Source organism: Vibrio sp. Scap24 (assembly GCF_013394185.1).
Classification (GTDB): Bacteria; Pseudomonadota; Gammaproteobacteria; order Enterobacterales; family Vibrionaceae; genus Vibrio; species Vibrio pomeroyi.
The window spans coordinates 1,843,184-1,858,277 of sequence record NZ_CP041332.1 but is presented as its reverse complement, the minus strand read 5'-3'; the positions used below and the strand labels follow the sequence as shown (position 1 = coordinate 1,858,277).

Here is a 15,094-nt window from a genome sequence, read left to right as displayed (position 1 = left end):
AGGGCACTCCTTTAAAAATAAGTCCGTAAGGTCGATATCTCTCTATCGAATGACTTCATACTAAAACAGACACTCCGTTGCTGAAAGTGATATATTCACAATTAGTTATTGCAATAAATGCAACATGGAAACGATCGCAAAACATGAACATAAAATCTCTACAATTATTTATACATTTATGTGATAGCAAGAGTTTCAGCAAAACCGCTGCTGCTATGCACGTCAGCCCTTCAGCATTAAGCCGTCAGGTACAGAAACTTGAAGAGGAAACAGGGCAAGAGCTGCTTATCAGGGACAACCGTAGTGTTGATCTCACACCAGCAGGGAAGCACCTATTGCCTGTGGCATTGAGCATTGTTGGGGAGTGGCAGCAATATAACCTTCACTTAAAAGGCGGAGAGCAGGAGTTGAAAGGTGAAATCCGTATATTTTGCTCCGTAACCGCTAGCTACAGCCACTTACCAGAACTGATTACTGAATTCAGAGCCATTCATCCGTATATCGAATTCAAACTATCTACGGGCGATCCGGCTCAATCTATCGACAAGATTTTAAATGATGAAGCAGATATCGCAATCTCAGCGAAGCCAGACATTCTCCCCTCAAGATTAGAGTTCGAAACGATTAGCGATATACCACTATCAGTAATTATTCCATCAGGTGTCAGTAGCTTTAGCCAGCAACTTCAATCCGACAAGCCAAACTGGAATAAAGTGCCTTTTATCATCCCAGAAGCGGGGACAGCTCGTGAACGTGCTAATGCATGGTTCAAAAAGATGAAGATAAAACCCAACATATACGCGCAAGTTTCTGGCCATGAGGCGATCGTCAGTATGGTGGCGCTAGGTTGTGGGGTGGGTATTGCGCCAGATGTAGTGATTAACAACAGCCCCGTAAGAGATAAGGTCGACCGTTTAAAGATAGAACCCATCAAACCCTTTGAATTGGGGGTTTGCTGCAAGCGAGCACAGTTAGATAACCCTCTAATTCGAGCGTTCTGGCAAGTTGCTGAAGGGAAGTATTTAACGGACTAATAGTCGTTAGTTTCAATACAAAAAAGGGAAGTGCACGTCAGTGCTCTTCCCTTTTTCATTTATATATATCGCAGTGTCTCGTCCTAAAATACGTTGACAGTATTTCTACTAAGCCAACAGCGCCAGCTGTTGGCTTTTTTCATGCACCTCATTTGGAGTTTTCATCATGAGACTGAGGTGCGGCCTCATATTGTTATAGATATTGATAGACTCTTTTACTAGTCGTTTAAGCTCCTCAAGACTCTTACACCTATCAAGTAAGAACTCTTGTTTCAGGATCCCGTTTATTCTTTCTGCTAAGGCATTTTGGTAGCAATCATAACCATCTGTCATCGAAGGCATTATGCCGCTAGTTTTCAGTTTATCTTGATATACACCTGAGCAATACTGTAGACCACGATCTGAATGATGGATACAAGAATGATGATATCGACGCTCTTTGATAGCCATATCTAGCGCTTTCACGACATCCGTCGCTTTCATTTCATTACTCAGCTCATAACCCATTATTTTTCGGCTAAAAGCATCTGTAACCAATGATAGGTAGTGAACTCCTTCATCAGATTGAACATAGGTTATATCGCTCACCAACACACTCTCTGGACTACATGGCTTGTAGTCCTTTAATAAGTTCGGGTGTTTCTTCATCCAATGCCGACTATTGGTCGTTTTTGTAAAACTACGCTTAGGTCTTACCAACAATCGCTCAGCGCGTAAGTAGTTGAAAAGCGCATCTCGGCCTAACTTGATACCTTGTTCTTGTAGTCTGGGTTTTATTAAAAAATAGAGCTTCCTAGTACCAACCCGAGGCATATAGCGCCTAATATCCAACACCATTTTTTTAATCGGTTTAAGCTCTAACCGACGGTGATGAGCTCGCTTTTCTCGTTGATAAACACTCTGCCTTGTTATGCCGCAAAGCCTACATACTCGAACTAGACTTATTCCTTCTTGCTTTTGAAGGCTTCTGGCTCCTTGGCTAGATACTTTTTTCTGAGACTGGTTCCGTGCTCAGCATCAAGGATATCAACCACTCTATTTAAGAAGAGGTTCTTGATTTTTTCGTCTTCCAACTCTTTTTCAAGACGTTTTATTTTCTGTGCAGGCGATTCTTTAGGCTTAGGTGATTGGCTCATGACATTCATCCTTGGATTTTGCGCCCAATTCATCTTACCGTGCTTTCGAAGCCAGGTTAAAACGGTTGAACGGCCTTGGATACCATAAATGGTTTGGGCTTGTTTATATGTCATATCGCCTCTTTCTACAGCGGCGACGACCTGTAATTTAAAGCCTAGTGTGTAATCACGCTGAGTGCGCTTAACGTAGGTATTATTTGAAGTAGTCATAATTCGTCCTCAATGTGTAAACACATTTCAGGACGAGACACAGATAAGAAAAAAGCCCGCTGATTTCTCAGCGGGCTTTCTAATGGTGGTGGAGGGATAGGGATTTGAACCCTAGAACCGCTATTAACGGTTGCCGGTTTTCAAGACCGGTGCTTTCGACCACTCAGCCATCCCTCCAACAAATTATCATCAACAGATTAGTACACTGTTGAGGTTGTTACTTGCTATGCAAATAACGAAGCTTTTTGTCTTCACTTTTTGAAAAAGTGAAAATAAATTTAAAGCCTGGCGATGTCCTACTCTCACATGGGGAAGCCCCACACTACCATCGGCGCTATTGTGTTTCACTTCTGAGTTCGGCATGGAATCAGGTGGGTCCACAATGCTATGGTCGCCAAGCAAATTTTGCTTTTACTTTCAGCTTTTTTTAAAAACTGAAGGCAAAATAATCTGGAAAACTGTAATTTAAAAGTCTCTTCAAACTCATTCAAGGTCTGTCTTTGAGTCCACAAAACCCCTTGGGTGTTGTATGGTTAAGCCTCACGGGCAATTAGTACAGGTTAGCTCAATGCCTCGCAGCACTTACACACCCTGCCTATCAACGTTCTAGTCTTGAACAACCCTTAAGGACGCTTATAGCGTCAGGGAAAACTCATCTCAGGGCTCGCTTCCCGCTTAGATGCTTTCAGCGGTTATCGATTCCGAACTTAGCTACCGGGCAATGCCATTGGCATGACAACCCGAACACCAGAGGTTCGTCCACTCCGGTCCTCTCGTACTAGGAGCAGCCCCCTTCAATTTTCCAACGCCCACGGCAGATAGGGACCGAACTGTCTCACGACGTTCTAAACCCAGCTCGCGTACCACTTTAAATGGCGAACAGCCATACCCTTGGGACCGACTTCAGCCCCAGGATGTGATGAGCCGACATCGAGGTGCCAAACACCGCCGTCGATATGAACTCTTGGGCGGTATCAGCCTGTTATCCCCGGAGTACCTTTTATCCGTTGAGCGATGGCCCTTCCATTCAGAACCACCGGATCACTATGACCTGCTTTCGCACCTGCTCGAATTGTCATTCTCGCAGTCAAGCGGGCTTATGCCATTGCACTAACCACACGATGTCCAACCGTGTTTAGCCCACCTTCGTGCTCCTCCGTTACTCTTTGGGAGGAGACCGCCCCAGTCAAACTACCCACCAGGCACTGTCCGTAATCCCGATTCAGGGACCAACGTTAGAACATCAAAACTACAAGGGTGGTATTTCAAGGACGACTCCACCACATCTAGCGACGCGGTTTCAAAGTCTCCCACCTATCCTACACATGTAGGTTCAATGTTCAGTGCCAAGCTGTAGTAAAGGTTCACGGGGTCTTTCCGTCTAGCCGCGGGTACACTGCATCTTCACAGCGATTTCAATTTCACTGAGTCTCGGGTGGAGACAGCGTGGCCATCATTACGCCATTCGTGCAGGTCGGAACTTACCCGACAAGGAATTTCGCTACCTTAGGACCGTTATAGTTACGGCCGCCGTTTACCGGGGCTTCGATCAAGAGCTTCGACCGAAGTCTAACCCCATCAATTAACCTTCCGGCACCGGGCAGGCGTCACACCGTATACGTCATCTTACGATTTTGCACAGTGCTGTGTTTTTAATAAACAGTTGCAGCCACCTGGTATCTGCGACTCTCGTCTGCTCCATCCGCAAGGGACTTCACTGATAAGAGCGTACCTTCTCCCGAAGTTACGGTACCATTTTGCCTAGTTCCTTCACCCGAGTTCTCTCAAGCGCCTTGGTATTCTCTACCCGACCACCTGTGTCGGTTTGGGGTACGATTCCTTACAATCTGAAGCTTAGAGGCTTTTCCTGGAAGCATGGCATCAATGACTTCACTACCGTAGTAGCTCGACATCGTATCTCAGCGTTATGAAAGTCCGGATTTACCTAAACTTTCCGCCTACGTACTTGAACCTGGACAACCGTCGCCAGGCCCACCTAGCCTTCTCCGTCCCCCCATCGCAATTGTAAGAAGTACGGGAATATTAACCCGTTTCCCATCGACTACGCCTTTCGGCCTCGCCTTAGGAGTCGACTTACCCTGCCCCGATTAACGTTGGACAGGAACCCTTGGTCTTCCGGCGAGGGAGTTTTTCACTCCCTTTATCGTTACTCATGTCAGCATTCGCACTTCTGATACCTCCAGCAGCCCTTACAGACCACCTTCAACGGCTTACAGAACGCTCCCCTACCCCACATACCCTAAGGTACGTAGCCGCAGCTTCGGTGTATAGCTTAGCCCCGTTACATCTTCCGCGCAGGCCGACTCGACCAGTGAGCTATTACGCTTTCTTTAAATGATGGCTGCTTCTAAGCCAACATCCTGGCTGTCTGAGCCTTCCCACATCGTTTCCCACTTAGCTATACTTTGGGACCTTAGCTGGCGGTCTGGGTTGTTTCCCTCTCCACGACGGACGTTAGCACCCGCCGTGTGTCTCCCGGATAGTACTTACTGGTATTCGGAGTTTGCAAAGGGTTGGTAAGTCGGGATGACCCCCTAGCCTTAACAGTGCTCTACCCCCAGTAGTATTCGTCCGAGGCGCTACCTAAATAGCTTTCGGGGAGAACCAGCTATCTCCAGGTTTGATTGGCCTTTCACCCCTAGCCACAAGTCATCCGCTAATTTTTCAACATTAGTCGGTTCGGTCCTCCAGTTGATGTTACTCAACCTTCAACCTGCCCATGGCTAGATCACCTGGTTTCGGGTCTAATCCTAGCAACTGTACGCCCAGTTAAGACTCGGTTTCCCTACGGCTCCCCTAAACGGTTAACCTTGCTACTAAAATTAAGTCGCTGACCCATTATACAAAAGGTACGCAGTCACACCACGAAGGTGCTCCTACTGCTTGTACGTACACGGTTTCAGGTTCTATTTCACTCCCCTCACAGGGGTTCTTTTCGCCTTTCCCTCACGGTACTGGTTCACTATCGGTCAGTCAGTAGTATTTAGCCTTGGAGGATGGTCCCCCCATATTCAGACAGGATATCACGTGTCCCGCCCTACTCGTTTTCACTGATGATGAGATGTCGATTACGGGGCTATCACCCTTTACTGCGGCACTTTCCAGAGCCTTCATCTGTCTCATTAAAAGCTTAAGGGCTAATCCAATTTCGCTCGCCGCTACTTTCGGAATCTCGGTTGATTTCTCTTCCTCGGGGTACTTAGATGTTTCAGTTCCCCCGGTTTGCCTCCTGTTGCTATGTATTCACAACAGGATACTTACTTATGTAAGTGGGTTTCCCCATTCAGGAATCCCAGACTCAAAGGTTATTACTACCTAATCTGGGCTTATCGCAAGTTATTACGCCTTTCATCGCCTCTGACTGCCAAGGCATCCACCGTGTACGCTTAGTCACTTAACCATACAACCCGAAAGGGTCTTAGTGTATGGCAACTAACCAAGGTTTTTGGTTGTCATTAAGAAGGGTTAATTCTCAATGACTGTTTGCCGGACTCAATGTGATTCAAACAAGTTTGAATCGAATACAAGACACTTGAATGTGTTTGTTGTGTTTACCTAAAAGGTAAACATTGAGAACTTTTAAATTTGATTGAATTACTCGTAAGTAATCAATCAGTCAGCTTTCCAAATTGTTAAAGAGCAAGAGTTTCAAAGTATTAAACTTTTAACCCATTTTTAAAAACTCTCCGAAGAGAATGCTTAAAGATGGTGGGCGATACCGGGCTCGAACCAGTGACCCCCTGCTTGTAAGGCAGGTGCTCTCCCAACTGAGCTAATCGCCCATAAAAGTTTTAATTCCTTATGGAAGGAATGGTGGAGCTATGCGGGATCGAACCGCAGACCTCCTGCGTGCAAGGCAGGCGCTCTCCCAGCTGAGCTATAGCCCCATATTTTTATTTCCTTGGGAGGAAATGGTGGGTCGTGCAGGATTCGAACCTGCGACCAATTGATTAAAAGTCAACTGCTCTACCAACTGAGCTAACGACCCAATGGTATCCCGTAGGGGAGTCGAACCCCTGTTACCGCCGTGAAAGGGCGGTGTCCTAGGCCTCTAGACGAACGGGACACTGGATTGAAGAACTTGGGAGTTCTTCGTCTCTTTTACTTTCTAAACCTAATCAATCTGTGTGGACACTTATCGTGAATATCTTCGTATAAGGAGGTGATCCAGCCCCAGGTTCCCCTAGGGCTACCTTGTTACGACTTCACCCCAGTCATGAACCACAAAGTGGTGAGCGTCCTCCCCGAAAGGTTAAACTACCCACTTCTTTTGCAGCCCACTCCCATGGTGTGACGGGCGGTGTGTACAAGGCCCGGGAACGTATTCACCGTAGCATTCTGATCTACGATTACTAGCGATTCCGACTTCATGGAGTCGAGTTGCAGACTCCAATCCGGACTACGACGCACTTTTTGGGATTCGCTCACTATCGCTAGCTTGCTGCCCTCTGTATGCGCCATTGTAGCACGTGTGTAGCCCTACTCGTAAGGGCCATGATGACTTGACGTCGTCCCCACCTTCCTCCGGTTTATCACCGGCAGTCTCCCTGGAGTTCCCGACATTACTCGCTGGCAAACAAGGATAAGGGTTGCGCTCGTTGCGGGACTTAACCCAACATTTCACAACACGAGCTGACGACAGCCATGCAGCACCTGTCTCAGAGCTCCCGAAGGCACACCTGCGTCTCCGCTGGCTTCTCTGGATGTCAAGAGTAGGTAAGGTTCTTCGCGTTGCATCGAATTAAACCACATGCTCCACCGCTTGTGCGGGCCCCCGTCAATTCATTTGAGTTTTAATCTTGCGACCGTACTCCCCAGGCGGTCTACTTAACGCGTTAGCTCCGAAAGCCACGGCTCAAGGCCACAACCTCCAAGTAGACATCGTTTACGGCGTGGACTACCAGGGTATCTAATCCTGTTTGCTCCCCACGCTTTCGCATCTGAGTGTCAGTATCTGTCCAGGGGGCCGCCTTCGCCACTGGTATTCCTTCAGATCTCTACGCATTTCACCGCTACACCTGAAATTCTACCCCCCTCTACAGTACTCTAGTTCACCAGTTTCAAATGCAGTTCCGAGGTTGAGCCCCGGGCTTTCACATCTGACTTAATGAACCACCTGCATGCGCTTTACGCCCAGTAATTCCGATTAACGCTCGCACCCTCCGTATTACCGCGGCTGCTGGCACGGAGTTAGCCGGTGCTTCTTCTGTTGCTAACGTCAAGAGATAACGCTATTAACGTTACCCCCTTCCTCACAACTGAAAGTACTTTACAACCCGAAGGCCTTCTTCATACACGCGGCATGGCTGCATCAGGCTTTCGCCCATTGTGCAATATTCCCCACTGCTGCCTCCCGTAGGAGTCTGGACCGTGTCTCAGTTCCAGTGTGGCTGATCATCCTCTCAGACCAGCTAGGGATCGTCGCCTTGGTGAGCCATTACCTCACCAACTAGCTAATCCCACCTAGGCATATCTTGACGCGAGAGGCCCGAAGGTCCCCCTCTTTGGCCCGTAGGCATTATGCGGTATTAGCCATCGTTTCCAATGGTTATCCCCCACATCAAGGCAATTTCCTAGGCATTACTCACCCGTCCGCCGCTCGACGCCCATTAACGCACCCGAAGGATTGTTAGTGTCGTTTCCGCTCGACTTGCATGTGTTAGGCCTGCCGCCAGCGTTCAATCTGAGCCATGATCAAACTCTTCAATTTAAGATTTTGTGACTCAACGAATACTGACTTCAAAACTACTGTGTAATTTTAAAGCTATTACCATTCCAACAGAATGATAATGAATTGACTGTGCCAAATAACCGAGGTTATTTGTATTGGTCACTCAGTTCATTGAAATCATTTTGATTCCGGAGAATCTGCTTTATCTAACGATAAAGCGTTTTGATATTCATCAACGAGTGCCCACACAGATTGATAGGTTTAAATTGTTAAAGAGCTTTTCCTTTTTGAGCTTCGCTCAAATCGGACGGCCATTTTAGCGATTTAAGTTTTAGTGTCAACCACTATTTTCAAAACTTTTTTCAAGCGCTTAGCTTGGCTAATTTGACCTGCTGATTCGTTTTGGTTTCTTTCGAAGCCATCCCGTGTCAGCGAGGTGGCATTATAGAGATTTCGATCACACTGGCAAGCCCTTTTTTAAGTTTTTCTCGTTTTTTTATTCGTTCGATTAAAAAGAACTCAAAACGCCTCAAAAGTAAGCTTTTCTATTACATATTCTTTAGTTTTTCAGTGAACAAAGAGACTTTTTCCCAGTTTGTGTACTCAACTTCCTTGGTTGTATCCGTTTCGCCACCTGTCATATTCATAATAAAGCGAATCATGGTTTTATCGAACCAGTTGTAACGTGGGTAATAGAGGGCACCGGCAAATACACCGATTAACGTCGGCTGCCACGGAGACTTTATAAGAAACTTCTTAATGTAAGCACTTCCTTCTGGCGTATCTTTACCTTGGTCTTCTTTACGTGCTGTTAAGTTCACGCAGAAGAACGCAACCTTGCTTGATTTTAACTGAGCAAGATTCGCATCAATAAATTGATATAGCTTCTTATTAAGGTGACCGTAACGAATCGATGCACCGATCAATACTCTGTCATATTGAGCAAAGTCGACATTACCAATAGTGTGCAGATCTTGAAGCTCACATTCGAACTCATTCATTTCTTCTTTTATATAGTTCAAGATTTTCTTGGTCTGGCCTTCACGGCTTGAATACAAAAATAGAGCTTTTGCCACAATGTTGTCCTTAGCTACGCCAAAACGTAGGGGTCAATAAGATTAATAAGGTGAAAATTTCTAATCGGCCAAACAGCATAGATACGATAAGTACCCATTTTGCTTTGTCATTCACATCGCCAAAGTGCACCGCGACTTCGCCAAGGCCCGGGCCGAGGTTGTTCAATGTTGCGGCTACGGCAGAGAAAGCACTCAACTCATCCATGCCAGTTGCAATAAGAGCCAACATACAAACCACAAAAACCAGAGCGTATGCAGAGAAAAAGCCCCAAACCGCATCCACGACACGTTGTGGTAATGCAGAACCACCAACCTTGATGGTATAGACAGCGCGCGGGTGAACAAGACGCTTCATTTCACGAGCACCTTGAAGAGTAAGCAGTAAGATTCGAATCACTTTCATACCACCACCCGTAGAACCTGCACATCCCCCTATAAAAGAAGAGAACAAAAGCAGTACGGGTAAGAACAGTGGCCACTCTGAAAAACCAGTCGTAGTAAAACCAGCAGTTGTAGATATAGACACGGTTTGGAACAAGGCTTGATCGAAAGCGTCGTAGTACGAGTCATAAGAGTGGTGATTCAGTAACAATAAGAAACAAACCAAAAACAGCACTGCTTGAATAAAGATAAAAGCGCGGAATTCAGGATCTTTCCAGTAATACTTAGGATGCACACCACCTGAAGCAAATGCTGCGAAGTGAAGTGAGTAGTTACACGCAGATATAAGAAGGAACACAACCGTAATCATGTTAATAGCAGGGCTGTTGAAATAGCCCATGCTTGCATCGTGTGTTGAGAAGCCACCAATTGCGATAGTCGAGAAGCTATGACTGATCGCATCAAAGAAGCTCATACCCGCCAACCAAAACGCTACTGCACAAGCAATCGTTAGGCTGAGATAGATGTACCACAGCGCTTTTGCCGTTTCAGCGATACGCGGGGTCATCTTACTGTCTTTTACAGGGCCTGGAATTTCAGCTCGGTACAGCTGCATGCCACCGATACCAAGAACAGGAAGAATGGCTACCGCCAATACGATGATACCCATACCGCCAAACCACTGCAGGAATTGGCGATAAAACAAAATCGCCTTAGGGAGATCATCAAGGCCGACGATAACGGTCGCCCCTGTTGTAGTTAATGCAGAAAAGGATTCGAAGAAAGCATCGGTTACCGAAACACTCGGGTTATCAGCGATCAAAAACGGTAACGCACCCGCACTACCGATTACCGTCCAGAACAAAACAACAATCAAAAAGCCATCACGCGCTTTCAATTCATGTTTATAGCGGCGGTTTGGAAACCAACAAGTTGCTCCGCAAAACAATAGAACGAAAAAAGTCGTCACAAATGGCACACCCGCACCATCTCGATAGATAAGTGCGACTAGCGCAGGTGCGAGCATTGATACACTAAAAAGTGCTAATAATAATCCGACGATTCGAATAATTGAGCGAAATTGCATGAGCTATTGAACGAAGCGAAATGCTTCACACTTCCTAGTTGTCTTTGACTTTCGTTACCAGTGCCTTAGCACCGCTTTTATTGATCATGGTTTGGGTAAACGAATCTACCTGCAGGAGCTCTATTTCAATAATAAGCTCAACTTGAACACCATAATCCGCTTGGACCTCAACAGCCTGATGCTGAGCCATGATGGATTGCGCAATTGGCACAAAGCCATAGTCTAACTCTAGCCGTAATTTTGTGGTTATTTTTTTCTCGATTGTTTGAAGCAGCTTGAGAGCTTGTTGCACTCCTCCGCCATAGGCTTTAACCAAACCACCCGTTCCAAGCTTAATTCCACCTGAATAACGAGTCACCACAGCCGTTAACTCACCCACACCAGAACCAGACAGTTGTGCCAAGATCGGCTTACCCGCAGTACCGGAAGGTTCACCATCATCGCTAAAACCCCAAAGCATTGAATCTTCAGGTCGCCCCGCCACAAAACCCCAACAATTATGTCGCGCTGAAGAATGCTCTTTCTTTACCTGTTCTACGAACTGTTTGGCAGCTTCTACACTTGGAGTATGAGCAAGATGAGTAATAAAGACGCTCTTTTTTATCTCTTCTTCAAACAGAGCCGACGCAGACGGTATTAAATAGGGCTGTTCATTCATATCGTTAACTTAATTAATAAGAGCGGCGAAGTGTATCACGCGTGAATAATAAGGGTTAGAGGATCTGTGCTATCGCACAATGTTAAACAATTGTTTAAAAAATGTATTGAAATTCACCAAGCAGAGGTACAGACTAAGATAACTGGTCTTACCAGGCGTTCTACAATAATAGAAAGATAACAAGATTCTCTCAAACAATCGTGGATTGTATGTCATGGAGATAGACAATGATTTACCAAGCTAACACCCTACAGGTAAAGGAATTACAAGATGGTATTGCGGAATTAAGCTTCTGCGCTCCGGCCTCTGTAAACAAACTCGACCTTGCTACTTTAGAATCACTAGACAAAGCGTTAGACGCTCTTAATGCTCACGCAGGATTACGTGGTTTAATCTTAACTTCAAACAAAGACGCGTTCATTGTAGGCGCAGACATCACTGAATTTCTTGGCCTATTCGCTAAGCCAGAAGCAGAACTTGATGAATGGTTAAGATTCGCGAATTCAATCTTCAGCAAGCTCGAAGACCTTCCTGTCCCAACTCTTTCAATGATGCGTGGCCATGCCCTTGGCGGCGGCTGTGAATGTGTATTGGCTACCGATTTCCGTATCGGTGACAAGACCACCAGCATTGGCCTACCTGAAACCAAACTTGGCATCATGCCTGGCTTTGGTGGTTGTGTGCGCCTGCCTCGTGTTATCGGTGCTGACAGCGCAATGGAAATTATCACTCAAGGCAAAGCATGCCGTGCTGATGAAGCGCTTAAGGTTGGCTTGCTAGATGCCATTGTAGATACAGACCAGTTATTAGAATCGGCGATCAACACCGTTTCTCTGGCAGCCAATGAAAAACTCGATTGGCAGCTACGCCGTAAACAAAAAACATCAGCGCTTTCACTAAGCAAACTAGAAGCGATGATGAGCTTTACTATGGCTAAAGGCCTAGTCGCTCAAAAAGCAGGACCTCATTACCCAGCGCCAATCACTTCTGTGATTGCGATTGAGGAAGCAGCACGTAGCGATCGCGATGCAGCACTCGACATCGAACGTAAGCACTTCGTTAAGCTAGCGAAATCGGAAGAAGCAAAAGCATTAGTTGGCTTATTCCTGAATGACCAGTACATCAAAGGCCTAGCGAAACAAGCGGGTAAGTCAGCAAACAAAGCAACTGAGCGTGCAGCCGTACTTGGCGCAGGTATCATGGGCGGCGGTATTGCTTATCAATCAGCCCTAAAAGGCGTGCCAGTGATGATGAAAGACATCGCACAAGCATCGCTTGATCTAGGTATGAACGAAGCATCTAAGCTGTTGAATAAACGCTTATCACGCGGTCGCCTAGACGGGTTCAAGATGGCAGGCATTCTGTCTTCTATTACTCCAAGTCTGCATTACGCAGGTGTAGAACAATCAGATGTGATTGTAGAAGCGGTTGTAGAGAACCCGAAAGTTAAAGCTGCAGTTCTGAGCGAAGTAGAAGGTTTGGTTGATGAAGACACCGTTCTAACATCGAATACCTCTACGATTCCTATCAACCTGCTAGCGAAATCACTGAAGCGCCCAGAAAACTTCTGTGGCATGCACTTCTTTAACCCTGTGCATCGTATGCCTTTGGTTGAGATCATCCGTGGTCAACATACTTCAGAAGAGACAATCAATCGCGTGGTCGCTTACGCTGCGAAAATGGGCAAATCCCCAATCGTTGTTAACGACTGCCCAGGCTTCTTCGTTAACCGTGTACTTTTCCCTTACTTTGGCGGTTTCAGCATGTTGCTACGTGACGGCGCTGATTTCACTAAGATCGATAAAGTCATGGAACGTAAGTTCGGTTGGCCAATGGGCCCTGCATACTTGCTAGACGTTGTAGGCCTAGACACTGCACACCATGCACAAGCTGTGATGGCGCAAGGTTTCCCAGAGCGTATGGGTAAAGAAGGCCGTGATGCGATTGATGCACTTTATGTTGCTGAAAAATACGGTCAGAAAAACGGTAGCGGCTTCTACACATACAGCGTAGACAAACGCGGTCGTCCTAAGAAGACCTTCTCTGAAGACATTCTTCCTATCTTGGCTGACGTATGCGAACAACCACAAGATTTTGATGACCAGACAATTATCCAACGTGTGATGATTCCAATGATCAACGAAGTGGTGCTTTGTTTAGAAGAAGGCATCATCGCGACACCGCAAGAAGCGGATATGGCACTGGTTTACGGTTTAGGCTTCCCTCCATTCCGAGGCGGCGTATTCCGCTACTTAGACAGTGTGGGTATTGGTAACTTCGTAGAAATGGCGAAAGGCTACCAAGACTTAGGTGCAATGTACCAAGTTCCTCAACTATTGCTTGATATGGCAGCGAAAGGCGAAAGCTTTTACGACGCTCAACAAGCCAGTTCTCTGTAACCCACATTTGGAAAAGGAATAGCAAAATGAATAATGTAGTTGTTGTTGATTGCCTTCGCACCCCAATGGGACGTTCCAAAGGTGGAGCTTACCGTCACACTCGTGCTGAAGATCTGTCTGCACATTTGATGAAAGGCATTTTAGAGCGTAATCCAGAAGTTAATCCTTCAGAGATTGAAGATATCTACTGGGGTTGTGTACAACAAACGCTAGAGCAAGGCTTCAACGTTGCACGTAACGCCGCTCTATTAGCTGGCTTACCGATTGAAATTGGTGCTGTAACGGTCAACCGTTTATGTGGTTCATCTATGCAGGCTCTGCATGATGCAACTCGCTCAATCATGGTCGGTGATGCAGAAATCTGCCTAATCGGTGGTGTGGAACACATGGGTCACGTACCAATGACACACGGTGTTGATTTCCACCCTGGCATGTCAAAGAACGTAGCAAAAGCCGCAGGCATGATGGGCCTAACCGCAGAAATGCTTGGCAAACTGCATGGTATTAGCCGTGAAGACCAAGATGCATTCGCAGCTCGTTCACATGCTCGAGCACAAGCCGCGACGGTTGAAGGTCGTTTCAAAAACGAAATTCTACCGACAGAAGGTCACGCTGCAGACGGTTCACTGTTTACCCTAGATTACGATGAAGTGATTCGCCCAGAAACCACGGTCGAAGGCCTATCTCAGCTACGTCCTGTATTTGACCCAGCCAACGGCACGGTAACAGCAGGCACGTCATCAGCTCTGTCTGATGGTGCATCGGCAATGCTGATCATGAGTGAAGAGAAAGCTAATGCGCTTGGCCTTAAGATTCGTGCTCGAGTGAAATCTATGGCTATTGCTGGCTGCGATCCTTCAATCATGGGTTATGGCCCAGTTCCAGCAACCAAGAAAGCACTTAAGCGTGCTGGTTTAACGATTGAAGACATGGGTGTAGTTGAGCTAAACGAAGCGTTCGCTGCTCAATCTCTACCATGTGCTAAAGACCTAGGTCTACTGGATGTGGTTGACGAAAAAGTGAACCTTAATGGCGGTGCAATTGCACTGGGTCACCCACTGGGTTGTTCTGGTTCTCGTATCTCGACAACCCTAATCAACCTAATGGAAGCACAAGACGTGAAATACGGCTTAGCAACCATGTGTATTGGTTTAGGCCAAGGTATTGCAACGGTATTTGAACGCCCTTAGCCCTCTTTGGTTGTAAAACTTGTCGGGTAATCTTATGTGCAGCTATCTTTATATAGCTGCGCTTTTTATATCTGGCTATCAAGTCATGTACAGATTCGTTCAGCAAGCCTAATCAGAGAAAAGCACCCAACGACGTGTATGCATAGAATGCATAGATTCAATGTTGATGTTTCATTATTTTTTCTCGGATGATTCAACTAAAGTTACTTCAGTTTCCTAATATTCCTCCTA

7 protein-coding genes, 5 tRNA genes and 3 rRNA genes are annotated in these 15,094 nt (G+C 46.3%); 3 read left to right on the top strand and 12 right to left on the bottom strand.

Translation table 11 applies throughout. The features are described from left to right. Positions 1-143: 143 nt before the first annotated feature. Positions 144-1,034, top strand: coding sequence for an HTH-type transcriptional activator IlvY (gene ilvY, locus FLM53_RS08180; RefSeq protein WP_176680665.1), 891 nt, complete (start codon positions 144-146; stop codon positions 1,032-1,034). A 108-nt stretch (positions 1,035-1,142) separates the two neighbouring features. On the opposite strand, the gene FLM53_RS08175 is transcribed toward ilvY, so the two are convergent. The 12 genes from FLM53_RS08175 to FLM53_RS08120 all read right to left on the bottom strand — a co-directional run bounded on the left by FLM53_RS08175 (position 1,143) and on the right by FLM53_RS08120 (position 11,274). Beyond that, positions 1,143-2,380 (bottom strand): IS3 family transposase gene (locus FLM53_RS08175; protein WP_176679224.1). Its coding sequence is split into 2 segments (ribosomal slippage): positions 1,143-2,008 and positions 2,008-2,380, totalling 1,239 coding nucleotides; the frame shifts between segments, so codons are not numbered across the junction. An 86-nt stretch (positions 2,381-2,466) separates the two neighbouring features. Beyond that, positions 2,467-2,557, bottom strand: a tRNA-Ser gene (locus FLM53_RS08170). Positions 2,558-2,663: 106 nt separating this feature from the next. Next, positions 2,664-2,779, bottom strand: a 5S ribosomal RNA gene (rrf, locus tag FLM53_RS08165). A 130-nt stretch (positions 2,780-2,909) separates the two neighbouring features. Continuing rightward, positions 2,910-5,801, bottom strand: a 23S ribosomal RNA gene (locus tag FLM53_RS08160). 306 nt (positions 5,802-6,107) lie between these two features. Next, positions 6,108-6,183, bottom strand: a tRNA-Val gene (locus FLM53_RS08155). A gap of 29 nt (positions 6,184-6,212) precedes the next feature. Then, a tRNA-Ala gene (locus FLM53_RS08150) sits at positions 6,213-6,288 on the bottom strand. Between the two features lie 25 nt (positions 6,289-6,313). Further along, positions 6,314-6,389: transfer RNA gene (locus tag FLM53_RS08145), tRNA-Lys, on the bottom strand. A 2-nt stretch (positions 6,390-6,391) separates the two neighbouring features. After that, a tRNA-Glu gene (locus FLM53_RS08140) sits at positions 6,392-6,467 on the bottom strand. Positions 6,468-6,556: 89 nt separating this feature from the next. Next, positions 6,557-8,111: ribosomal RNA gene (locus tag FLM53_RS08135) — 16S ribosomal RNA — on the bottom strand. The 16S, 23S and 5S rRNA genes sit together here with 5 tRNA genes alongside, the layout of an rRNA operon. Positions 8,112-8,620: 509 nt before the next feature. Continuing rightward, entirely contained in the window at positions 8,621-9,148 is a 528-nt protein-coding gene (gene hemG / locus FLM53_RS08130) for a menaquinone-dependent protoporphyrinogen IX dehydrogenase (RefSeq protein ID WP_017632676.1), read from the bottom strand. Positions 9,149-9,158: 10 nt separating this feature from the next. Continuing rightward, a complete protein-coding gene (locus FLM53_RS08125; protein ID WP_171349890.1) occupies positions 9,159-10,616 on the bottom strand; it encodes a TrkH family potassium uptake protein in 1,458 nt (485 codons plus the stop codon). 34 nt (positions 10,617-10,650) lie between these two features. Continuing rightward, positions 10,651-11,274, bottom strand: a complete 624-nt coding sequence (locus FLM53_RS08120) for a YigZ family protein (protein WP_017058823.1) — start codon at positions 11,272-11,274, stop codon at positions 10,651-10,653. A 227-nt stretch (positions 11,275-11,501) separates the two neighbouring features. Here FLM53_RS08120 and fadB point away from each other — a divergent pair, with 227 nt between their 5' ends. Beyond that, a complete protein-coding gene (gene fadB, locus FLM53_RS08115; RefSeq protein WP_176680664.1) occupies positions 11,502-13,673 on the top strand; it encodes a fatty acid oxidation complex subunit alpha FadB in 2,172 nt (723 codons plus the stop codon). 26 nt (positions 13,674-13,699) lie between these two features. Continuing rightward, the gene (fadA, locus tag FLM53_RS08110) at positions 13,700-14,863 is read left to right on the top strand and encodes an acetyl-CoA C-acyltransferase FadA (RefSeq protein ID WP_017632674.1); all 1,164 of its coding nucleotides are present in this window, start codon (positions 13,700-13,702) and stop codon (positions 14,861-14,863) included. The last annotated feature ends 231 nt before the right edge of the window (positions 14,864-15,094 follow it).

What these genes read in the sequence shown, in the direction of transcription:
- fadB (WP_176680664.1), top strand. Translation starts at nt 11,502, where the DNA reads ATGATTTACCAAGCTAACACCCTACAGGTAAAGGAATTACAAGATGGT.
- fadA (WP_017632674.1), top strand. Translation starts at nt 13,700, where the DNA reads ATGAATAATGTAGTTGTTGTTGATTGCCTTCGCACCCCAATGGGACGT.
- ilvY (WP_176680665.1), top strand. Translation starts at nt 144, where the DNA reads ATGAACATAAAATCTCTACAATTATTTATACATTTATGTGATAGCAAG.
- FLM53_RS08125 (WP_171349890.1), bottom strand. Translation starts at nt 10,616, where the DNA reads ATGCAATTTCGCTCAATTATTCGAATCGTCGGATTATTATTAGCACTT.
- FLM53_RS08120 (WP_017058823.1), bottom strand. Translation starts at nt 11,274, where the DNA reads ATGAATGAACAGCCCTATTTAATACCGTCTGCGTCGGCTCTGTTTGAA.